Below are 17,346 nucleotides of genomic sequence, written 5' to 3' on the forward strand. Positions count from 1 at the left end.
CTTGAAGGTATGTAGAAATACATACAACAAGCGCATGGCTATTCATTCACACGATAAGTGATGGACCGAATAACCGTACGGTAGAATTTGCACAGCAAATTCATGTTTGGTGGCGATAGCGGAGGGGTTCCACACGTACCCATCCCGAACACGACCGTTAAGCCCTCCAGCGCCGATGGTACTTGGACCGCAGGGTCCTGGGAGAGTAGGACGTCGCCAAGCATAAGTAAAAAGGATGATAATCTCACTGAGATTATCATCCTTTTTTTATGTGTTTTTGGATGACCGCCTGTTTCTAAGGTTGACAGAGAGAATGGGGTTTGCCACACTCTAAGTGTGTAATCTTTTTATGGATGTCCAAGTATACAAGCGAGGTGACGAAGTTATGGAGATCAGACAATTACAACGTAAGGAATTTGAAGCGGCTATTGAATTATCTCAATATGCTTTTCAGTTTACAATGTCCCTGGAGGATCTGGAGAAAGCCAGGAAGAAGTTCAAACCAGAACAAACATGGGGAATATTCGACGGACATGACTTGAATGCTAAACTGACTTTGTTACCGCTACAGGTATACATAAACGGTCAGGTTTTTGATATGGGAGGCATTGCTGGTGTGGCAACATGGCCAGAAAAGCGTCGCGGTGGCATGGTATCACGCTTGTTGACGCATGCGCTTGAGGAGATGAAGTCTGCGGGACAAAGCCTTTCTTTTCTGCATCCATTCTCCTTTGCCTTCTATCGTAAATTTGGATGGGAAACGTATATTGAATACAAAAAGTACGTCATTCCCATTGAAAAATTCCCCGCAAAACTTAAAACAGAGGATACAGTCAAACGCGATGTCAAAAATATTTTAGAACTGGACCAAGTGTATCAAGCGTATGCATCTCGTTATAATGGCACGCTGGTACGAGATAAGGAATGGTGGCAAGAGCGGATTTTAAATGAGAACTATCGAACTGTGGTATATTACTCAGAAACAGGAGATCCTCAGGGATATGCACTATACAAAATTGAAGATAAACAGTTGAATTGTGATGAGTTGGTATATGAAAATGAGACGGCTCGTCGGGCTTTATGGACTTATTTTGCAAATCATGACTCAATGATAACCCAAGGCAAATTTATTTACGTTCCAGCAGATGACAATTTACCATTTTTACTCGATGATCCACGAATTCAACAGGAAACTGTGCCTTATTTTATGGGTCGTATTGTGGATGCAGCTGCTTTTATAGAAAGGTACCCTTTTGAACAGATTGGAGAGGAAACAAGTTTAACCTTAAATCTGACTGATCGGTATGCTCCATGGAATGATGGATTATGGAGATTAACGATTACGACGAAAGGGCAAGGGCATCTGGAGAGAGTGAATAAAAGCATTTCATCTGAAAACGCCATAGTAGCTGACTTGAAACTTGGGATTCAGTCACTGACGACTCTGATGCTTGGCTACCAGCAGGCTGATGATCTGTATAAATGGAGGCGTATTGAAGGTAGCAGTGAGTCTGTGTCTGCCCTTAAACGTGTAATACCGGTAAAACAAACGTTCTTATTGGATTTTTTCTGATAAAGGCCCATTTAGTTGTTCTTAGGCTCCATCTTTCAGGGAACATAACCTGTGTGGTTATCATAATTTTCAAAACTCTTTCTGTAATGGGAAGAGTTTTTTTATGGTATTGTATAAAACATAATTAGATTGCGAAAAATGGTATTGACCCCTTGGCAAAAATGAATAATGTGCTATAATATGAATATAGTCAAAGAAAGTCAAAGTCAATCAAAACCGTGTAATGCTGTAGAAGTATTATGCTGATGGATTGGCCGTATAAAGTATTGTGATAGCAAAGAAGTAAATGAGGCTCGAAATGATTTGCGTATAGTTAGGAGCTGACTCTTATGAACATAAGAGAAGTGTATGATTAATCGCAAATAAAGGCCACACTAGAGACAAAACGGTACAGTTCCAATGGATGTAGAACAGGCAATAGCCTATATACAGCTTAGATTCGTGACTTTACCGTTTGGTTAAGTTCAATATACGGCGGACTCTGTGGAGCGTGAAATGTATTTGAATACTTGCGTTTCCGTTAGTGGAGGATGATGAAATGCGCAATGTTTCCGATATTATTGAACAATATTTGAAGAGTATATTGCTGGAAAGTCCCCAAGGTTTAGTGGAGATTCAGCGCAATGATCTGGCTGACCGCTTTTCCTGCGTGCCGTCGCAAATTAATTATGTAATTAGCACCCGGTTTACGCTGGAAAAAGGCTATGTGGTGGAAAGTAAACGCGGTGGCGGTGGCTACATTCGTATTCAGCGAATTCAGCTGCCTGCACAGCATGCCATCCATACACATCTTCATCAGAGCATCGGGGAGGAAATAAGCCAATCGGCAGCAGAAGGACTGATTTATCAGTTAGAGGAAGCCCATTTTTTAAGCAAAAGGGAAGCTAACCTAATGAAGGCTGCTTTATCAAGGGATACATTATTACTGAAGCTTCCCTATCGTGATCAACTGCGAGCAAGATTGCTTAAGGCTATGCTGATTTCGTTGCTGGCGACCAAATAGTGTGTGAATAGAGACTAACGTTTGGATGTAGGGGTTGGTATAAATCCTGACATTGAAGGAGGTGCTTTTATGCTGTGCCAAGAATGTAATATGCGGCCGGCAACTTTGCATTTCACCAAAATTGTGAATGGCGAAAAGACAGAGTTTCATATTTGTGAGACGTGTGCCAAGGAAAAAGGGGAGATGATCCCTGGAACACCTAACGGCTTTTCGATTCATAGCTTGTTGTCGGGGATGCTGGATTTTGACTCCAGCACAAAGAGCCAATCTCCAGGTCACGGTAGTCCGCAGAACCTGCAATGCAAGGACTGTGGTATGACCTATGCACAGTTTAGTAAGCTGGGACGTTTCGGATGCCCGTCGTGCTACCAATATTTTGATAGTCGTTTGGACCCTCTGTTCAAGCGTGTGCATGGCAGTACGAATCATGTTGGTAAAGTTCCGGTTCGCACTGGAGGCCGACTGAAGGTTAAACGGCAAATTGACGATTTGAAAAAAGAGATGCAACAGCATATTGTACAGGAAGAATTCGAATCAGCAGCTGAGCTTAGGGATCAAATCAGAAAGCTTGAAAAAGAAATGACTGAAGAGTAAAGTTTGTGAAGAGTAGGAGGGATGCGTAATGCCCAATATTCGGTTTACGGAGAAGCCGCTAAGTGACTGGATGCGTGGTGATGCTGCGGATTCGGAGATTGTCATTAGCAGCCGGGTGAGAATTGCGCGTAACTTGCAGCATCTGCCTTTTCCCATGCTTGCTACCAATCAGCAGTCGGAAGAAGTACTTCAACGCTTGACGGATATCCTTCAGTATGATGATTTAGGCGGTTTTGGTACTTTTCATACGTTGAAAATATCCGAGTTGGATGAGATCGACAAGCAGGTGCTGGTTGAGAAGCATTTGATTAGTCCTAATTTGGCGAACGAATCTCGTAACGGTGCTGTTTTAATTAGCGATGATGAATCGGTTAGTGTTATGATAAACGAAGAGGATCATCTGCGTATCCAGTGCTTATATCCGGGATGTCAGGTTAGGGAAGCTTGGGAACGCGCTATGATTATTGATGATGCATTTGAAGCGCATGTAGATTATGCATTTGATGATCGGAGAGGTTTTCTGACCAGTTGTCCGACGAATGTCGGCACAGGTATGAGAGCTTCGGTGATGATGCATTTGCCCGCATTAGTCATGACTCATCAAATCAATCGTATATTGTCTGCTGTTTCACAGGTAGGCCTTACAGTTCGCGGCATTTATGGTGAAGGCAGCGAAGCGGTCGGAAATTTGTTTCAGGTATCTAATCAGATTACACTGGGACAAACCGAAGCGGAAATTATTGAGAATCTTCATGGCGTGGTGCTACAAATTATTGAGCACGAGCGTTCTGCCAGAGAACGGCTGATGAATGAATCTATGCTGCGAATTACAGATCGGGTGATGCGTTCATTCGGTATTTTGTCATATGCAGCGGTGTTGGATTCCAAGGAGGCTGCACAGCGTCTGTCGGATGTACGTCTCGGCGTAGATTTAGGAATTTTGGAGCGTCCTTCCACCGCAGCGATGAATGAGCTGAATGTGATGACACAACCCGGATTCCTGCAAAAAAGCTTTGGAGATAAAATGAATACCGGTGAGCGCGATATGTACCGGGCGAAGCTGATCCGGCAAAAATTAGGCACAACCCTTTAATATATAGAATGATCTGAAATACACACTGTGGAGGTGCAGGATATATGATGTTTGGAAGATTTACGGAACGTGCACAGAAAGTGCTTGCTTTGGCTCAGGAAGAAGCTGTTCGATTGGGACACAACAACATTGGCACAGAACACATTTTGCTAGGCCTCATTCGTGAAGGTGAAGGAATAGCAGCAAAAGCCTTAATCGGTTTAGGGCTGGGACTGGAAAAAATCCAGGATGAAGTGGAAACGCTGATTGGACGCGGTCAAGAGCAACCGACGAACATTGCCTATACTCCACGCGCCAAAAAAGTCATTGAACTGTCTATGGATGAAGCCCGCAAACTGGGCCATACCTATGTAGGTACAGAACATATTTTGCTCGGTCTTATTCGTGAAGGCGAAGGCGTAGCAGCACGCGTACTGAACAACCTGGGCATCAGTCTGAACAAAGCGCGTCAGCAAGTGCTTCAATTACTCGGCAGCAGCGAGGCTGTTTCCAGCCATCACGGTGCTCCAGCTAATGTCAGCACGCCAACTCTGGACAGTCTGGCACGCGATCTGACGGCATCTGCGAAGGAAAACAACCTGGACCCTGTTATTGGGCGTAGCAAGGAAATTGAACGCGTAATTCAGGTGCTCAGCCGCCGTACAAAGAACAATCCAGTTCTGATTGGTGAACCTGGGGTAGGTAAAACAGCGATTGCCGAAGGATTGGCCCAAAAAATCATAGCGAATGAGATTCCCGAAACGTTGCGTGACAAGCGCGTAATGACACTGGATATGGGTTCTGTGGTAGCAGGCACCAAGTATCGGGGTGAATTCGAGGATCGTTTGAAAAAAATTATGGACGAGATTCGTCAAGCGGGTAATATCGTGTTGTTCATTGATGAGTTGCATACGCTGATTGGTGCTGGTGGAGCGGAAGGCGCAATTGATGCGTCCAACATCCTGAAACCTGCTCTGGCACGTGGCGAGCTGCAATGCATCGGTGCGACCACGCTGGATGAATACCGCAAATATATTGAGAAAGATGCTGCTTTGGAGCGTCGTTTTCAACCCATTACAGTGGATCAACCTTCTCCAGAAGAGGCGATTCAAATTCTGTATGGTCTGCGTGACCGTTACGAAGCGCATCACCGTGTAAAGATCACAGATGAGGCTATTGAAGCGGCCGTAAAATTGTCAGATCGTTATATCACCGACCGCTTCCTGCCAGATAAGGCTATTGACCTTATTGATGAAGCGGGCTCCAAAGTAAGGCTGAATTCTTACACTGTACCGCCAAACCTGAAACAGCTGGAAAACCGTCTGGAGGATATTCGTAAAGAAAAGGATTCAGCGGTACAAAGTCAGGAGTTTGAAAAAGCGGCAGCGTTGCGTGATACAGAGCAAAAAATCCGTGAAGAGTTAGACGTGACGAAAAACCAATGGAAAGAACAACAGGGTCGTACAGATTCCGAAGTTACCCCAGAGGATATCGCTCAAGTCGTTGCAATCTGGACAGGTGTTCCAGTCAGCAAGCTGAAAGAGGAAGAAACACACCGCTTGTTGAATATGGAAGAGTTACTGCATGAGCGGGTAATTGGACAGGATGAGGCAGTTAAGGCAGTAAGCCGGGCGATTCGCCGGGCACGTGCCGGATTGAAAGATCCGAAACGTCCAATCGGTTCCTTTATTTTCCTCGGCCCAACTGGGGTGGGTAAAACAGAGTTGGCACGCGCCTTGGCTGAATCCATGTTTGGAGATGAAAATGCGGTTATCCGTATTGATATGTCTGAATATATGGAGAAACACTCCACATCCCGTCTGGTAGGAGCGCCTCCAGGGTACGTTGGATATGAAGAAGGCGGTCAACTGACCGAGAAGGTACGTCGTAAGCCTTACTCTGTTGTCTTGCTGGATGAAATTGAAAAAGCACACCCAGAAGTATTCAATATTCTTCTGCAAGTACTGGAAGATGGCCGTCTGACAGATTCCAAAGGTCGTGTCGTTGATTTCCGTAATACACTCATCATCCTAACATCAAATGTTGGTGCACAGGCGATTAAACGTAACTCCACGCTTGGCTTTACAGCTGTAGTGGACGCTGGAGCGGATTACGATAATATGAAGGGCAAAGTGATGGATGAGCTGAAGAAAAGCTTCCGTCCTGAGTTCTTGAACCGGATTGATGAAATTATCGTTTTCCATTCTCTCGAAGAAAAACATATTGCCGAAATTGTATCACTCATGTCTGAGGAGCTGCGTAAGCGCCTGAATGAGTATGAGGTGGACTTCGAGTTGACAGACAACGCTAAAAAATTCCTTGCCAAGGAAGGCTTTGATCCAGCGTATGGTGCGCGTCCATTGCGTCGTGCAATCCAGAAGCATATTGAAGATCGCCTGTCCGAGGAACTGTTGACTGGCAACATCACTAAAGGTGACTCTCTCTTCATTGATGAGGAGAACGGTGCATTGACTGTAACGAAAAAGGATAATGTATCTGCCAAGTCCTAAAGCAGTTTACTAAATAAATAGTAGAAAAGGGTGTCTCGCAGGCTGGAAAGCTATTGCGAAGACACCCTTTTTGTGTATAAAACACGGTGAAATGGTTGGGTAAATGCTTTGGGAAAGTTTGTGATATTGCTTTACGTCCGCCAAGCTTCAATGGTAAACTTTTATTGTTACAGCTCTTTCTGGGCTGTATGAACATAAATTTGACATCATCGTCGTCAATAAGGAGCCAGGGAACAAAGTATGGCTAAAGTGAAAACTAAATTTTCCTGTACGGAATGTGGTTATGAATCGCCCAAATGGTACGGAAAATGTCCTGGATGCCAGGCATGGAATTCCATGGTCGAAGAAACGGAAAGCGTTGTAAAAACTCAAGGAATGGGGTCTTCCCTTCTTACTCATAGCACAAAAGACAAGCCACTGCCTATTATAGAGGTGGAGAGTGGCAAAGAAACACGAATTTTGACGGGAATTGGCGAATTGAATCGAGTACTCGGTGGAGGTGTGGTACCGGGTTCACTCGTTTTGGTGGGCGGTGATCCGGGAATCGGTAAATCTACGCTTATGCTGCAAACATCTAATGAGCTGGCTTTAACTGGTTTAAAGGTGCTGTACGTGTCTGGTGAGGAATCTGTCCGTCAAACGAAACTACGTGCAGATCGGCTCGGTGCCTTGTCCCCCAGCCTATACGTATTATGTGAGACGAATTTGGAGACGATTGAAGAAGCGGTGGACAGCTTGAAGCCGGAGTTTTTGGTCATCGACTCGATACAGACTGTATATTTGCCTGAGGTGACGAGTGCACCAGGTAGTGTGGCTCAAGTGCGGGAGTGTACTTCACGCTTTATGCGAATTGCCAAGGGGCTAGGTATTGCTACGGTATTGGTGGGACATGTGACCAAGGAAGGGGCCATTGCAGGTCCACGTTTGTTGGAACATATGGTCGATTGTGTGCTTTATTTTGAAGGAGAGCGTCATCATACGTATCGGCTTTTGCGTGCAGTTAAAAATCGTTTCGGTTCTACGAATGAAATTGGTATTTTTGAAATGGCTGAAAGCGGTTTGCGTGAGGTGTCGAATCCTTCTGAACTATTCCTGTCTGAACGACCACTGGGGGTGGCGGGTTCTACTGTTGTAGCCAGTATGGAGGGAACCCGACCTGTATTGGTTGAACTGCAAGCATTGATTGCAGCTACGCATTTCCCATCTCCGCGCCGAATGGGCACAGGAGTCGACCATCATCGAATGGGATTAATCATAGCCGTGCTAGAAAAGCGGATGGGCATGTTTTTGCAAAACCAGGACGCTTATCTCAACGTAGCCGGAGGCGTGAAGCTGGATGAACCGGCGGTGGATTTGGCTATAGCTGTGAGCATTGCTTCCAGCTTCAGGGATGCTCCTACAAAGCCGTACGATGTGATTTTTGGCGAGGTGGGACTGACAGGTGAAGTGCGCGCGGTATCCCGAGCAGAACAGCGAGTACGAGAAGCGGAGAAACTAGGTTTCAAACGGGTGATCATGCCGGAGAAAAGCTTGAAGGGCTGGACACATCCGAAAGGGATACAAATTATAGGAGTAGGAACGGTGGCAGATGCACTGGCAGCCGCATTAGATTAGGGGGCATTGAGAATGAAAGAAGCGAGCCAACTGGATAAAATGAACGATTTGCTGCGGCTTGTGGCACCGGGAACTCCCTTTCGCGACGGGTTGGAAAACGTTTTGCGTGCCAAAACGGGTGCTCTTCTGGTCGTTGGCTATAGCCCAGAAGTTATGGAAGTCGTGGATGGCGGTTTCTCCATCAATTGTGATTTTTCGCCGAACTATTTGTATGAGTTGGCTAAAATGGACGGCGCAATCATATTGAGCGAGGATTTAAAAAGAATTTTATATGCCAATACGCAACTGATTCCGGACTCCTCTATTTCTTCAATTGAAACAGGAATTCGGCACCGGACAGCAGAACGAGTTGCAAAGCAGACTGGCAAATTAGTTGTGTCTATTTCCCAGCGGCGTAATATTATTACCTTGTATCAGGGGACATTACGGTATGCGCTCAAGGAAATCGGGGTTATTTTAACGAAAGCCAATCAGGCTATTCAGACGTTAGAAAAATATAGATCCGTGTTGGGGCAAGCCTCTACCAATTTGACAGCATCTGAATTTGAAGAGCTGGTTACCATGCCGGAGGTCGTTAATGTCATCCAGCGGATCGAAATGGTGCTGCGCATCAAAATGGAAATCAAACGATTTATTAACGAGCTCGGAAATGAGGGCCGTCTGATTAGTATGCAGATGGAAGAGCTCGTCAGCAACATTGAGGAAGAAGCTTGGTTGCTGTATAAGGATTATGCCAAAGACGATAGCGACGAGAAGATTCGTGAAATTATATTGGGACTCAAACGTTCTACGGACGACGAATTGTTGGATGTGAATCATATTGTACGTTTACTAGGCTACCCTTCTTCAGCTGCGACATCAGAGGAGTATATTGCTGCACGTGGCTATCGGGTACTGAACAAGATACCGCGTTTGCCGAATGTGATTATTCATAATCTGGTGGAACGGTTTGGACGTTTTCCACATGTCATCACAGCAACGATAGAAGAACTGGATGAAGTGGATGGTATTGGAGAGGTTCGTGCGCGTACGATTAAAGAAGGTCTTAAACGTTTGCAGGAACAAGTTTTCATTGACAGGCAAATGTAAATGTAATACAGTGAAAGGATTATAATGGAACAATTCATACATTGAGGTGAAGAGATGATTACCAAATCAATTCCGAACATGTGTACCTTAGGTAACTTGTTTCTCGGAATGATCGCCATTTTATTGGCTGTAGACGGAAAATACAGTCTTGCCGCTATTATGGTTATTGTCGCCATGTTGTTGGACGGACTGGATGGAAGAATGGCCCGGGTCCTGAATGCCCAAAGCGAATTCGGTAAAGAACTGGACTCCTTATCAGATATGATATCTTTTGGTGTTGCTCCCGCAGTTATTATGTACATGGTTGCTTTTCATGATGCGAATTCGGCTCTCGCTTGGACGGTTACTGCCATTTTCCCGATGTGCGGAGCGTTGCGTTTGGCTCGATTTAACGTACGTCCTGGTGTACCAGGTTATTTTACGGGTTTGCCAATTCCGGCAGCAGGTGGCGTATTAGCCACTTTGTCCTTATTTCATAACGATATTTCATTGTTATACATGTCGATTGCCATGTTGCTGGTTTCTTATTTGATGGTCAGCTCCATGAGATATCCGAATTTTAAAAAGGTCGGCCTCCCGAAAAAAGCGATCTGGGTTGCTCCATGGGTCGTAATTGCAGCGGTGGTGTTGGCTGTTAAATTCCCTGACCAGTTGTCGAAGCTGATTTTTGTACCGCTGGTGCTGTATGCATTGTATGGTATGAAGCTGAACATTCGTAAGCTGTCACGCAGACGTGGACGTGATCGGGAGCGTTCCAGTCAGGAAGAACAGGACGATCAATATCGTCATTCACAGCGCTAGTATCAAGTAAGAACAAGAGTAAGCATTTATTTCCTTGGATCATTTCAGGGAGATAAATGCTTTTTTTATGCATAAAAAGTGAAAACACAGGGTTAGTTATGTGGGAAATGGATCATACTGGTAAGAGAAATGCTATGTATCCAATAAGTAGCAGACTATATGAAAAGAAAATAAAGGAGGTATAGAGACTCAATGTGGAGAAAGGCTATTTTAACTTTTACAGGATTGTGCGGAGCATGGTTTGGCTATACGTTATGCCAGCGGGTAGGAGGTATTGTATCGTGGATGCCACAATGGTTGAGTGATGGGTCTTTACCGGGAATGATTGTTTGGATGATGGCGGGAGCAGTGCTATTTATGGTTGGGTGTTCATTCGCAGGGGCATCCGTGGCAAGTCGATTGCAGCAGGGCATTGAAGGCTTGGTACGAATTCCGATGAACGAGATGATGGCAGGTGTGATTGGTTTAGCGGTGGGATTGACGCTTTCCTTAGCAGTTTATCCGCTTTTTTCATGGTTGGGGGCCCCGGGTCAACTTATCCAGACCGCTGTCACCGTGATATGCGGATATGTAGGATTGATGGTTGGACTAGAAAAGCGGGACGAGCTGTCATCCTTTTGGAGTTCTGGTTTTTTTGGTCGGGGAACGGGTGTAGAAGAACGCAAGCTGGAGGAGCATAAAATATTGGACACCAGCGTCATTATAGATGGACGTATTGCGGATATTTGCAAGACAGGTTTTATTGAAGGAACGATTGTAATTCCTGAGTTTGTGCTGGAGGAGCTTCAGCATATTGCAGATTCATCAGATTTGCTTAAGCGTAATCGTGGACGGCGGGGTTTGGATATTTTGAATAAAATCCAAAAAGAACTGGATGTGAATGTGCTCATTTACGAAGGTGATTTTGAGGAGATTTCAGAGGTCGACAGTAAGCTGGTCAAGCTGGCAAAGGTGTTACAGGGTAAAGTTGTAACTAATGATTTTAACCTGAATAAAGTATGCGAGCTTCAAGGTGTATCAGTGCTGAATATTAACGATTTGGCGAATGCAGTGAAGCCTGTTGTACTGCCCGGTGAGGAAATTATGGTGCAGATTATTAAAGACGGCAAGGAGCATGGGCAGGGTGTAGCCTATCTGGATGATGGCACGATGATTGTTGTAGAAGGCGGACGTGACTATATTGGCTCTCTGATGGAGGTGCTGGTCACGAGTGTACTTCAGACCTCAGCCGGCCGTATGATCTTTGCCAAACCGAAATTATTGGAAAAAGCTCAATAAACGCGGTATGATGAAGTAGATGTGTTATCATACGGATCGTCCAAGTGCGATCAGGGCAGGAGTTATTTGAATGAACAATCGGGTAGGAGTTGTCATTGTGGCAGCAGGGCGCGGCTCCCGTATGGGGACGCAGGAGAGCAAGCAATTTCTGCTTTTGCGGGACAAGCCCATCTTCATACATACACTTGAAATATTCGCAGCTATGCCCGAAGTGGATGAAATGGTGATGGTGACTGGGACAGGAGATGTGGAACGCTGCCGAGATTGGATTCATCAATACAAAATCGGTAAAAATGTACGGGTGGTGGCTGGTGGCAGTGAACGCCAGCATTCGGTTTATCGCGGTCTGCGCCACTTACAAGCGGATTGGGTGATGGTGCATGATGGTGTGCGTCCACTCATTCAGCCTGAGCTTGTACGTTCATGCCTTGAGGCAGCCCAGCGTACTGGTGCTTCTGTAGCGGCAGTACCTGTAAAGGATACAGTCAAGCAAGTGAACGGGGATGGTATCATTACAGCAACGCCGGATCGCCGAAGTCTGTGGAGTATTCAAACGCCACAGACTTTTCGTCTTTCCGATCTGCTGCGAGCCTATGAGGAAGCGGAGCAGTCGGGATTCTTGGGAACAGATGATTCTATGCTGATAGAGCGGCTAGGAATTCCGGTTACTGTCGTTCAAGGCAGCTACAAGAACATCAAAATTACTACGCCTGAGGATTTGGATATGGCGGCGTTATGGGTAAAAACAGAGGGAGAGGATATCAAGTGATCAGAGTGGGACAAGGATTTGACGTCCACCAGCTGGTGGAAGGAAGGCCATGCATCATCGGAGGCGTGAACATTCCGTATGAAAAAGGTTTGTTGGGCCATTCCGATGCAGACGTGCTATTGCATGCCATTAGCGATGCCATCTTGGGCGCGCTTGGCTTGGGAGACATCGGGAAGCATTTTCCGGATAACGACCCAGAATTTAAGGATGCCGACAGTCTTAAGCTACTGGAGCATGTGTGGGGGCTAGCTAAAGAGCGAGGATATCGCTTGGGGAATATTGATTCTACGATTATCGCACAAAAGCCCAAAATGGCATCGTATATTTCGCAGATGAATGAAGTCATCGCTCGGGCGCTGGAAGCAGAGGAGCTATCCCAGGTGAACGTCAAGGCGACCACGACAGAGCAACTCGGGTTTCCCGGACGGGGTGAAGGAATCGCGGCTCAATCGGTTGTCTGTCTTATCAAGTAAATGCTATCATCTTGAGTAATTCAATTTGGAGGAGATTATATGAGCACGGAAGTTCGTGTACGTTATGCACCAAGCCCGACAGGGCATCTGCACATTGGAAATGCCAGAACGGCATTATTTAATTATTTGTTTGCCCGCAATCAAGGTGGGAAATTTATTATTCGTATCGAAGACACAGATGTGAAGCGCAATATTGAGGGCGGAGAAGAAAGCCAACTTAAATATTTGAAATGGTTGGGTATGGACTGGGATGAGAGCGTAGACGTGGGAGGCGAGTTTGGACCTTATCGTCAGACGGAACGCTTGGACATATATAAAACGTACTGGCAGGATTTGCTGGATCGTGGTTTGGCTTACCGTTGTTACTGCACTGAAGAAGAGCTGGAGCGCGAGCGTGAAGAGCAGACGGCACGTGGGGAGACACCACGCTATTCTGGGAAACATCGTGATCTAACAGAAGAACAGTGCCAGGCATTTGAAGCAGAGGGCCGTGTACCAAGTATTCGTTTTCGCGTACCGGAAGATCGTGAATATACGTTTGACGATATCGTAAAAGGTCAAATTACATTCAATTCCAAGGAAAGCGGCGATTTTGTTATCGTCAAAAAGGATGGTATTCCGACATATAACTTCGCTGTAGCGGTTGACGATTATTTGATGAAAATATCGCATGTACTACGGGGCGAAGACCATGTTTCCAATACACCGCGGCAGTTGATGATCTTTGAAGCTCTCGGCTGGGAGCCGCCACGCTTCGGTCATATGACACTGATTGTAGGCGAGGATCACAAAAAGCTCAGTAAGCGTAACGAATCCATTATTCAGTTCATGGAGCAGTATGACAAGTTGGGCTATCTGCCAGAAGCTATATTCAACTTCATTGCACTGCTGGGCTGGTCCCCGGAAGGCGAAGAAGAGATCTATGATCGGGAACAACTGATTTCGATATTCGATCCTAATCGTTTGTCCAAAAGTCCAGCTGTGTTTGATACAAATAAGCTTGCTTACCTGAACAATCACTATATTAAAAAGGCTGATTCTGAGCGAATTGCCAGCATGGCGATTCCACATCTCCAGGCAGCGGGGCTGTTGCCGACTGAACTGTCTGCGGAACAACTGGATTGGGCTAAGGCCCTTGTTCGCTTATACCAGGAACAGATGACTTCTGCATCCGATATTGTAGCGTTGTCTGAGTTGTTTTTCCGTTCACATCTGGAACTGGATGCTGAAGCAGCAGCTGTATTGGCCGAAGACCAGGTTCCTGAGGTACTTAGAGCTTTTGCAGGTAAAGTTGAAACGAGCGAGGAATTTACAGCTCCACAAATGGCTAAGCTGATCAAGGAAGTTCAAAAGGAAACTGGTTTTAAGGGAAAACAACTATTCATGCCGATTCGTGTGGCACTTACAGGCCAAACGCATGGACGGGATTTGAATGAAACCATCTTTTTGCTCGGACGTGACAAGGTACTGGATCGTCTCAAGGCACAAATTAAAGGCTGATATTTCTTGTCAATTTGTTGTCTTTTCGCTATAATGACTCCATTGATACGGATTGATATTTACGTGTAAAGGCTGCGAACAGGAGAAGTACACTGCATATGGGCATCTGCCAGAGAGGACGGTCGAGGGGTAACCCCAGGCTGAGAGCCGTCCAGATGACCTGCGGAGGAAATGCGCCTGGGAGCCGTGCGCCCGAACTCTCATTAGCGTCAAATGCTGATGTGAATAGGGCGTGCCGAGTCGTTCCCGTTACAGGACGCCAAAGACGGACTGTCTGCTTTTTCTGCAGCAGATATGTTCGAAGCAGAGTGGGACCACGTTCATGCGTCTCTGCAGCTTAGGCTGCGGAGGCGCTCTTTCTTTTTTTATCAGACTTAGACTCGTTATAGATTGAAAAATGTCGAAGAGTGCTGGTGGATGCGAAAATTGGCGGAACGTGAAGTGTTGTGATGATGCGGCAAGGATATGAAGGGAATAGGAGGGCGACATGTTCAGACATTTCAAATCCGACATTCAGACTGTTTTGGATAATGATCCGGCCGCCCGGAGTAAGCTGGAGGTCATTTTTACGTATTCCGGCGTTCATGCCCTTTGGGCACACCGAATCGCACATTGGTTTTATTTGCGAAACTGGTGTACTCTAGCCCGTGTTATATCCCAGGTATCAAGGTTTATGACAGGCATTGAAATTCATCCTGGCGCTCGTATCGGAGATCGGCTGTTCATTGACCATGGCATGGGAGTTGTCATCGGGGAAACCTGTGAGATTGGCGACGATGTCGTATTGTACCAGGGGGTCACACTCGGCGGGACTGGGAAAGAGAAAGGGAAGCGCCATCCGACCATTGGGAATAATGTTGTTATCGGCTCCGGTGCAAAGATATTGGGCTCTTTCACGATTGGGGCACAATCCAACATTGGCTCCAACTCGGTTGTGCTCAAAGAAGTTCCACCAAATAGTACGGTGGTGGGCATCCCGGGGCGAGTTGTCAGACAGGATGGTAGGCGTCCAGACCGACTTAGTCACCAATTGCCTGATCCGGTTGTGGATTCTATGCGAGAACTTCAACGGGAAATAGAACGTTTGCGTGCAGAAATGTCTGATTTGAAGGATGGGGCAACCGCGCAGAAACATCAGGTGACCCAAGAGAATAAATTAGAAAAATGATTTTCATGAGGGAGGAACATAACAATGCCGCTTCAAATTTATAATACAATGACGAGGAGTCGGGAGCCTTTTGTGCCACTGGAGCCTGGAAAGGTTAAAATGTATGTATGCGGACCTACCGTGTATGATTACATTCATATTGGCAATGCACGACCTGTAATTGTATTTGACGTGGTGCGCAGCTACCTGGAGTACTTGGGCTATGATGTAAACTATGTGGTGAATTTTACGGATGTCGATGATAAATTAATCCGCAAAGCTCGGGAACTTGATATGGATGTTTCGGCAGTTGCTGAGAAATTTATTGCTGCCTACCATGAGGATCTGGCAGGATTGAATGTTCCTGCTGCCAGTATGAACCCTCGTGTAACAGAGAGCATGGACCTGATTATTGATTTTATTAAGGAATTGGTAGACAAAGGCTATGCCTATGAAAATGATGGCGATGTGTTCTATCGGACCAAAAAGTTCAAAGATTATGGACAACTGTCAGGTCAAAATCTGGAAGAGCTTCAGTTCGGAATTCGCATCAATGTGGATGAACGCAAGGAAAATGCCGAGGACTTTGTACTCTGGAAGGCAGCGAAGCCGGGCGAAATTCATTGGTCGAGCCCTTGGGGAGATGGACGACCAGGCTGGCATATCGAATGCTCTGCTATGGCTCGCCATTATTTGGGGGATACACTGGATATTCATGGGGGTGGACAGGATCTGCAATTTCCGCATCATGAATGTGAATGCGCACAATCCGAAGTGATTACGGGTAAGCCTTTATCTCGCTACTGGATGCATAACGGCTATATTCGCATAGATAATGAAAAAATGTCGAAATCACTCGGTAATGGTATTTTGGTTAAAGATTTGCGCGCTCATCACAAGCCGGAGGCTTTACGTTATTTTATGTTGTCAACACATTACCGGAATCCGTTGAACTATAACCAAGAGACTATGAGTCAGGCGGAGAACAGTGTCGAGCGGATCGCCAATGCAGTTGCCAATGTGAAGCATCGTTTAGCTAAGGCGCTGGAAGGTAATGGGGGACTATCGACGGAACTGCAAACGAAGCTCAACGGAATTTTGCAGCAGTTTGGCGAAAAAATGAATGATGATTTCAATACACCTGATGCGATTACTGCTGTATTTGATTGGGTTAGCGAAGCAAACCATTTGTTGCAGCGTGATGTCGTACATCAGGCGGAACTACAAGCTGTATTGCATACCTTTCATTCGATGAATAGCGTACTTCGTATTTATTCGGAACCGAGTGAAGAGTTGCTGGATGACGAAATTGAGGATTTAATTGCAGAACGTGTCGAAGCTCGTAAGACCAAAAACTGGGGTAGAGCTGACGAAATTCGCGATCTGTTGGCTGCAAAAGGCATTGTGCTTGAAGATACGGCGCAGGGTATGCGGTGGCGGCGAAAATGAGTGATAAGCCACTGAACTCAGGAGCATCGGAAGGTACGGGGAACTGGTTCCCGTACCCTGCATCCAAGCCAGCCCGTTTGATGCCCCCCATTGCACTAGCTTACATTGGTGATGCAGTGTACGAGGTAGCTGTCCGGCAATATTTGTTGGCTCAGCCTAACCTGCGTCCAAATCATCTGCATCGGCGAGCCACAGGGCTAGTCTCCGCCAAGGCGCAGAGTCGTATGTTGGGGCTATTGGAAAAGGTACTGACGGAAGAAGAACGCGATATTGTCCGACAAGGAAGAAATGCTAAATCAGGAAGTTTGCCCAAAAATGCTGATGTGCTTGAGTATCGGCATGCCACTGCACTGGAAGGGTTGATTGGATCTCTTTATTGTGATGGACATTTGGACAGATTAAGAGAGTTGATTACGTTCGGAATTGCACAAATGGAAAATACAGAAAAATCATAAATGGGAACGGACTGGATGG

The 17,346-nt window shown here is 45.9% G+C and carries 15 protein-coding genes and 1 rRNA gene; all 16 read left to right on the plus strand.

Going from position 1 to position 17,346, the window contains the following annotated elements:
• Positions 1-105 precede the first annotated feature (105 nt).
• The 16 genes from rrf to C1T21_RS25720 all read left to right on the plus strand — a co-directional run bounded on the left by rrf (position 106) and on the right by C1T21_RS25720 (position 17,327).
• Positions 106-222 (plus strand): 5S ribosomal RNA (rrf, locus tag C1T21_RS25645).
• Positions 223-385: 163 nt separating this feature from the next.
• Positions 386-1,573: a GNAT family N-acetyltransferase gene (locus C1T21_RS25650; protein WP_103050265.1), complete on the plus strand. Its 1,188-nt coding sequence runs from the start codon at positions 386-388 to the stop codon at positions 1,571-1,573.
• Between the two features lie 538 nt (positions 1,574-2,111).
• Complete coding sequence (locus C1T21_RS25655) at positions 2,112-2,576, plus strand: CtsR family transcriptional regulator (protein WP_013312188.1); 465 nt, start codon at positions 2,112-2,114, stop codon at positions 2,574-2,576.
• 69 nt (positions 2,577-2,645) lie between these two features.
• The gene (gene mcsA, locus C1T21_RS25660; RefSeq protein WP_103050266.1) at positions 2,646-3,170 is read left to right on the plus strand and encodes a protein-arginine kinase activator protein McsA; all 525 of its coding nucleotides are present in this window, start codon (positions 2,646-2,648) and stop codon (positions 3,168-3,170) included.
• 28 nt (positions 3,171-3,198) lie between these two features.
• Positions 3,199-4,263, plus strand: coding sequence for a protein-arginine kinase McsB (mcsB, locus tag C1T21_RS25665; RefSeq protein ID WP_103050267.1), 1,065 nt, complete (start codon positions 3,199-3,201; stop codon positions 4,261-4,263).
• Between the two features lie 44 nt (positions 4,264-4,307).
• Positions 4,308-6,752, plus strand: coding sequence for an ATP-dependent protease ATP-binding subunit ClpC (gene clpC / locus C1T21_RS25670; protein ID WP_023990572.1), 2,445 nt, complete (start codon positions 4,308-4,310; stop codon positions 6,750-6,752).
• 240 nt (positions 6,753-6,992) lie between these two features.
• Positions 6,993-8,366, plus strand: a complete 1,374-nt coding sequence (gene radA / locus C1T21_RS25675; protein WP_013312184.1) for a DNA repair protein RadA — start codon at positions 6,993-6,995, stop codon at positions 8,364-8,366.
• Positions 8,367-8,378: 12 nt separating this feature from the next.
• The gene (disA, locus tag C1T21_RS25680) at positions 8,379-9,455 is read left to right on the plus strand and encodes a DNA integrity scanning diadenylate cyclase DisA (RefSeq protein ID WP_013312183.1); all 1,077 of its coding nucleotides are present in this window, start codon (positions 8,379-8,381) and stop codon (positions 9,453-9,455) included.
• 54 nt (positions 9,456-9,509) lie between these two features.
• Entirely contained in the window at positions 9,510-10,256 is a 747-nt protein-coding gene (gene pssA / locus C1T21_RS25685) for a CDP-diacylglycerol--serine O-phosphatidyltransferase (protein ID WP_025723803.1), read from the plus strand.
• A 192-nt stretch (positions 10,257-10,448) separates the two neighbouring features.
• Positions 10,449-11,534 carry a PIN/TRAM domain-containing protein gene (locus tag C1T21_RS25690; protein ID WP_103050268.1) on the plus strand — a complete coding sequence of 362 codons (1,086 nt, stop codon included), beginning with the start codon at positions 10,449-10,451 and terminating at the stop codon, positions 11,532-11,534.
• Between the two features lie 70 nt (positions 11,535-11,604).
• Positions 11,605-12,303, plus strand: a complete 699-nt coding sequence (ispD, locus tag C1T21_RS25695; RefSeq protein WP_053326187.1) for a 2-C-methyl-D-erythritol 4-phosphate cytidylyltransferase — start codon at positions 11,605-11,607, stop codon at positions 12,301-12,303.
• Positions 12,300-12,776 (plus strand): 2-C-methyl-D-erythritol 2,4-cyclodiphosphate synthase, encoded by a 477-nt coding sequence (gene ispF / locus C1T21_RS25700; protein ID WP_103050269.1) that lies wholly within the window; start codon positions 12,300-12,302, stop codon positions 12,774-12,776. The genes ispD and ispF overlap by 4 nt, the downstream gene beginning before the upstream one ends.
• Positions 12,777-12,815: 39 nt before the next feature.
• Positions 12,816-14,276, plus strand: a complete 1,461-nt coding sequence (gene gltX, locus C1T21_RS25705; RefSeq protein WP_103050270.1) for a glutamate--tRNA ligase — start codon at positions 12,816-12,818, stop codon at positions 14,274-14,276.
• A gap of 487 nt (positions 14,277-14,763) precedes the next feature.
• Positions 14,764-15,444, plus strand: a complete 681-nt coding sequence (gene cysE / locus C1T21_RS25710) for a serine O-acetyltransferase (RefSeq protein ID WP_103050271.1) — start codon at positions 14,764-14,766, stop codon at positions 15,442-15,444.
• A 24-nt stretch (positions 15,445-15,468) separates the two neighbouring features.
• Entirely contained in the window at positions 15,469-16,872 is a 1,404-nt protein-coding gene (cysS, locus tag C1T21_RS25715) for a cysteine--tRNA ligase (protein ID WP_103050272.1), read from the plus strand.
• Positions 16,869-17,327 (plus strand): Mini-ribonuclease 3, encoded by a 459-nt coding sequence (locus tag C1T21_RS25720; protein ID WP_071643182.1) that lies wholly within the window; start codon positions 16,869-16,871, stop codon positions 17,325-17,327. The genes cysS and C1T21_RS25720 overlap by 4 nt, the downstream gene beginning before the upstream one ends.
• The last annotated feature ends 19 nt before the right edge of the window (positions 17,328-17,346 follow it).

Origin of the sequence: Paenibacillus sp. F4 (assembly GCF_002894905.1) — a bacterium.
In the GTDB taxonomy this organism is placed as follows: Bacteria; Bacillota; Bacilli; order Paenibacillales; family Paenibacillaceae; genus Paenibacillus; species Paenibacillus polymyxa_B.

What these genes read in the sequence shown, in the direction of transcription:
- C1T21_RS25650 (WP_103050265.1), top strand. Translation starts at nt 386, where the DNA reads ATGGAGATCAGACAATTACAACGTAAGGAATTTGAAGCGGCTATTGAA.
- C1T21_RS25655 (WP_013312188.1), top strand. Translation starts at nt 2,112, where the DNA reads ATGCGCAATGTTTCCGATATTATTGAACAATATTTGAAGAGTATATTG.
- mcsA (WP_103050266.1), top strand. Translation starts at nt 2,646, where the DNA reads ATGCTGTGCCAAGAATGTAATATGCGGCCGGCAACTTTGCATTTCACC.
- mcsB (WP_103050267.1), top strand. Translation starts at nt 3,199, where the DNA reads ATGCCCAATATTCGGTTTACGGAGAAGCCGCTAAGTGACTGGATGCGT.
- clpC (WP_023990572.1), top strand. Translation starts at nt 4,308, where the DNA reads ATGATGTTTGGAAGATTTACGGAACGTGCACAGAAAGTGCTTGCTTTG.
- radA (WP_013312184.1), top strand. Translation starts at nt 6,993, where the DNA reads ATGGCTAAAGTGAAAACTAAATTTTCCTGTACGGAATGTGGTTATGAA.
- disA (WP_013312183.1), top strand. Translation starts at nt 8,379, where the DNA reads ATGAAAGAAGCGAGCCAACTGGATAAAATGAACGATTTGCTGCGGCTT.
- pssA (WP_025723803.1), top strand. Translation starts at nt 9,510, where the DNA reads ATGATTACCAAATCAATTCCGAACATGTGTACCTTAGGTAACTTGTTT.
- C1T21_RS25690 (WP_103050268.1), top strand. Translation starts at nt 10,449, where the DNA reads ATGTGGAGAAAGGCTATTTTAACTTTTACAGGATTGTGCGGAGCATGG.
- ispD (WP_053326187.1), top strand. Translation starts at nt 11,605, where the DNA reads ATGAACAATCGGGTAGGAGTTGTCATTGTGGCAGCAGGGCGCGGCTCC.
- gltX (WP_103050270.1), top strand. Translation starts at nt 12,816, where the DNA reads ATGAGCACGGAAGTTCGTGTACGTTATGCACCAAGCCCGACAGGGCAT.
- cysE (WP_103050271.1), top strand. Translation starts at nt 14,764, where the DNA reads ATGTTCAGACATTTCAAATCCGACATTCAGACTGTTTTGGATAATGAT.
- cysS (WP_103050272.1), top strand. Translation starts at nt 15,469, where the DNA reads ATGCCGCTTCAAATTTATAATACAATGACGAGGAGTCGGGAGCCTTTT.
- C1T21_RS25720 (WP_071643182.1), top strand. Translation starts at nt 16,869, where the DNA reads ATGAGTGATAAGCCACTGAACTCAGGAGCATCGGAAGGTACGGGGAAC.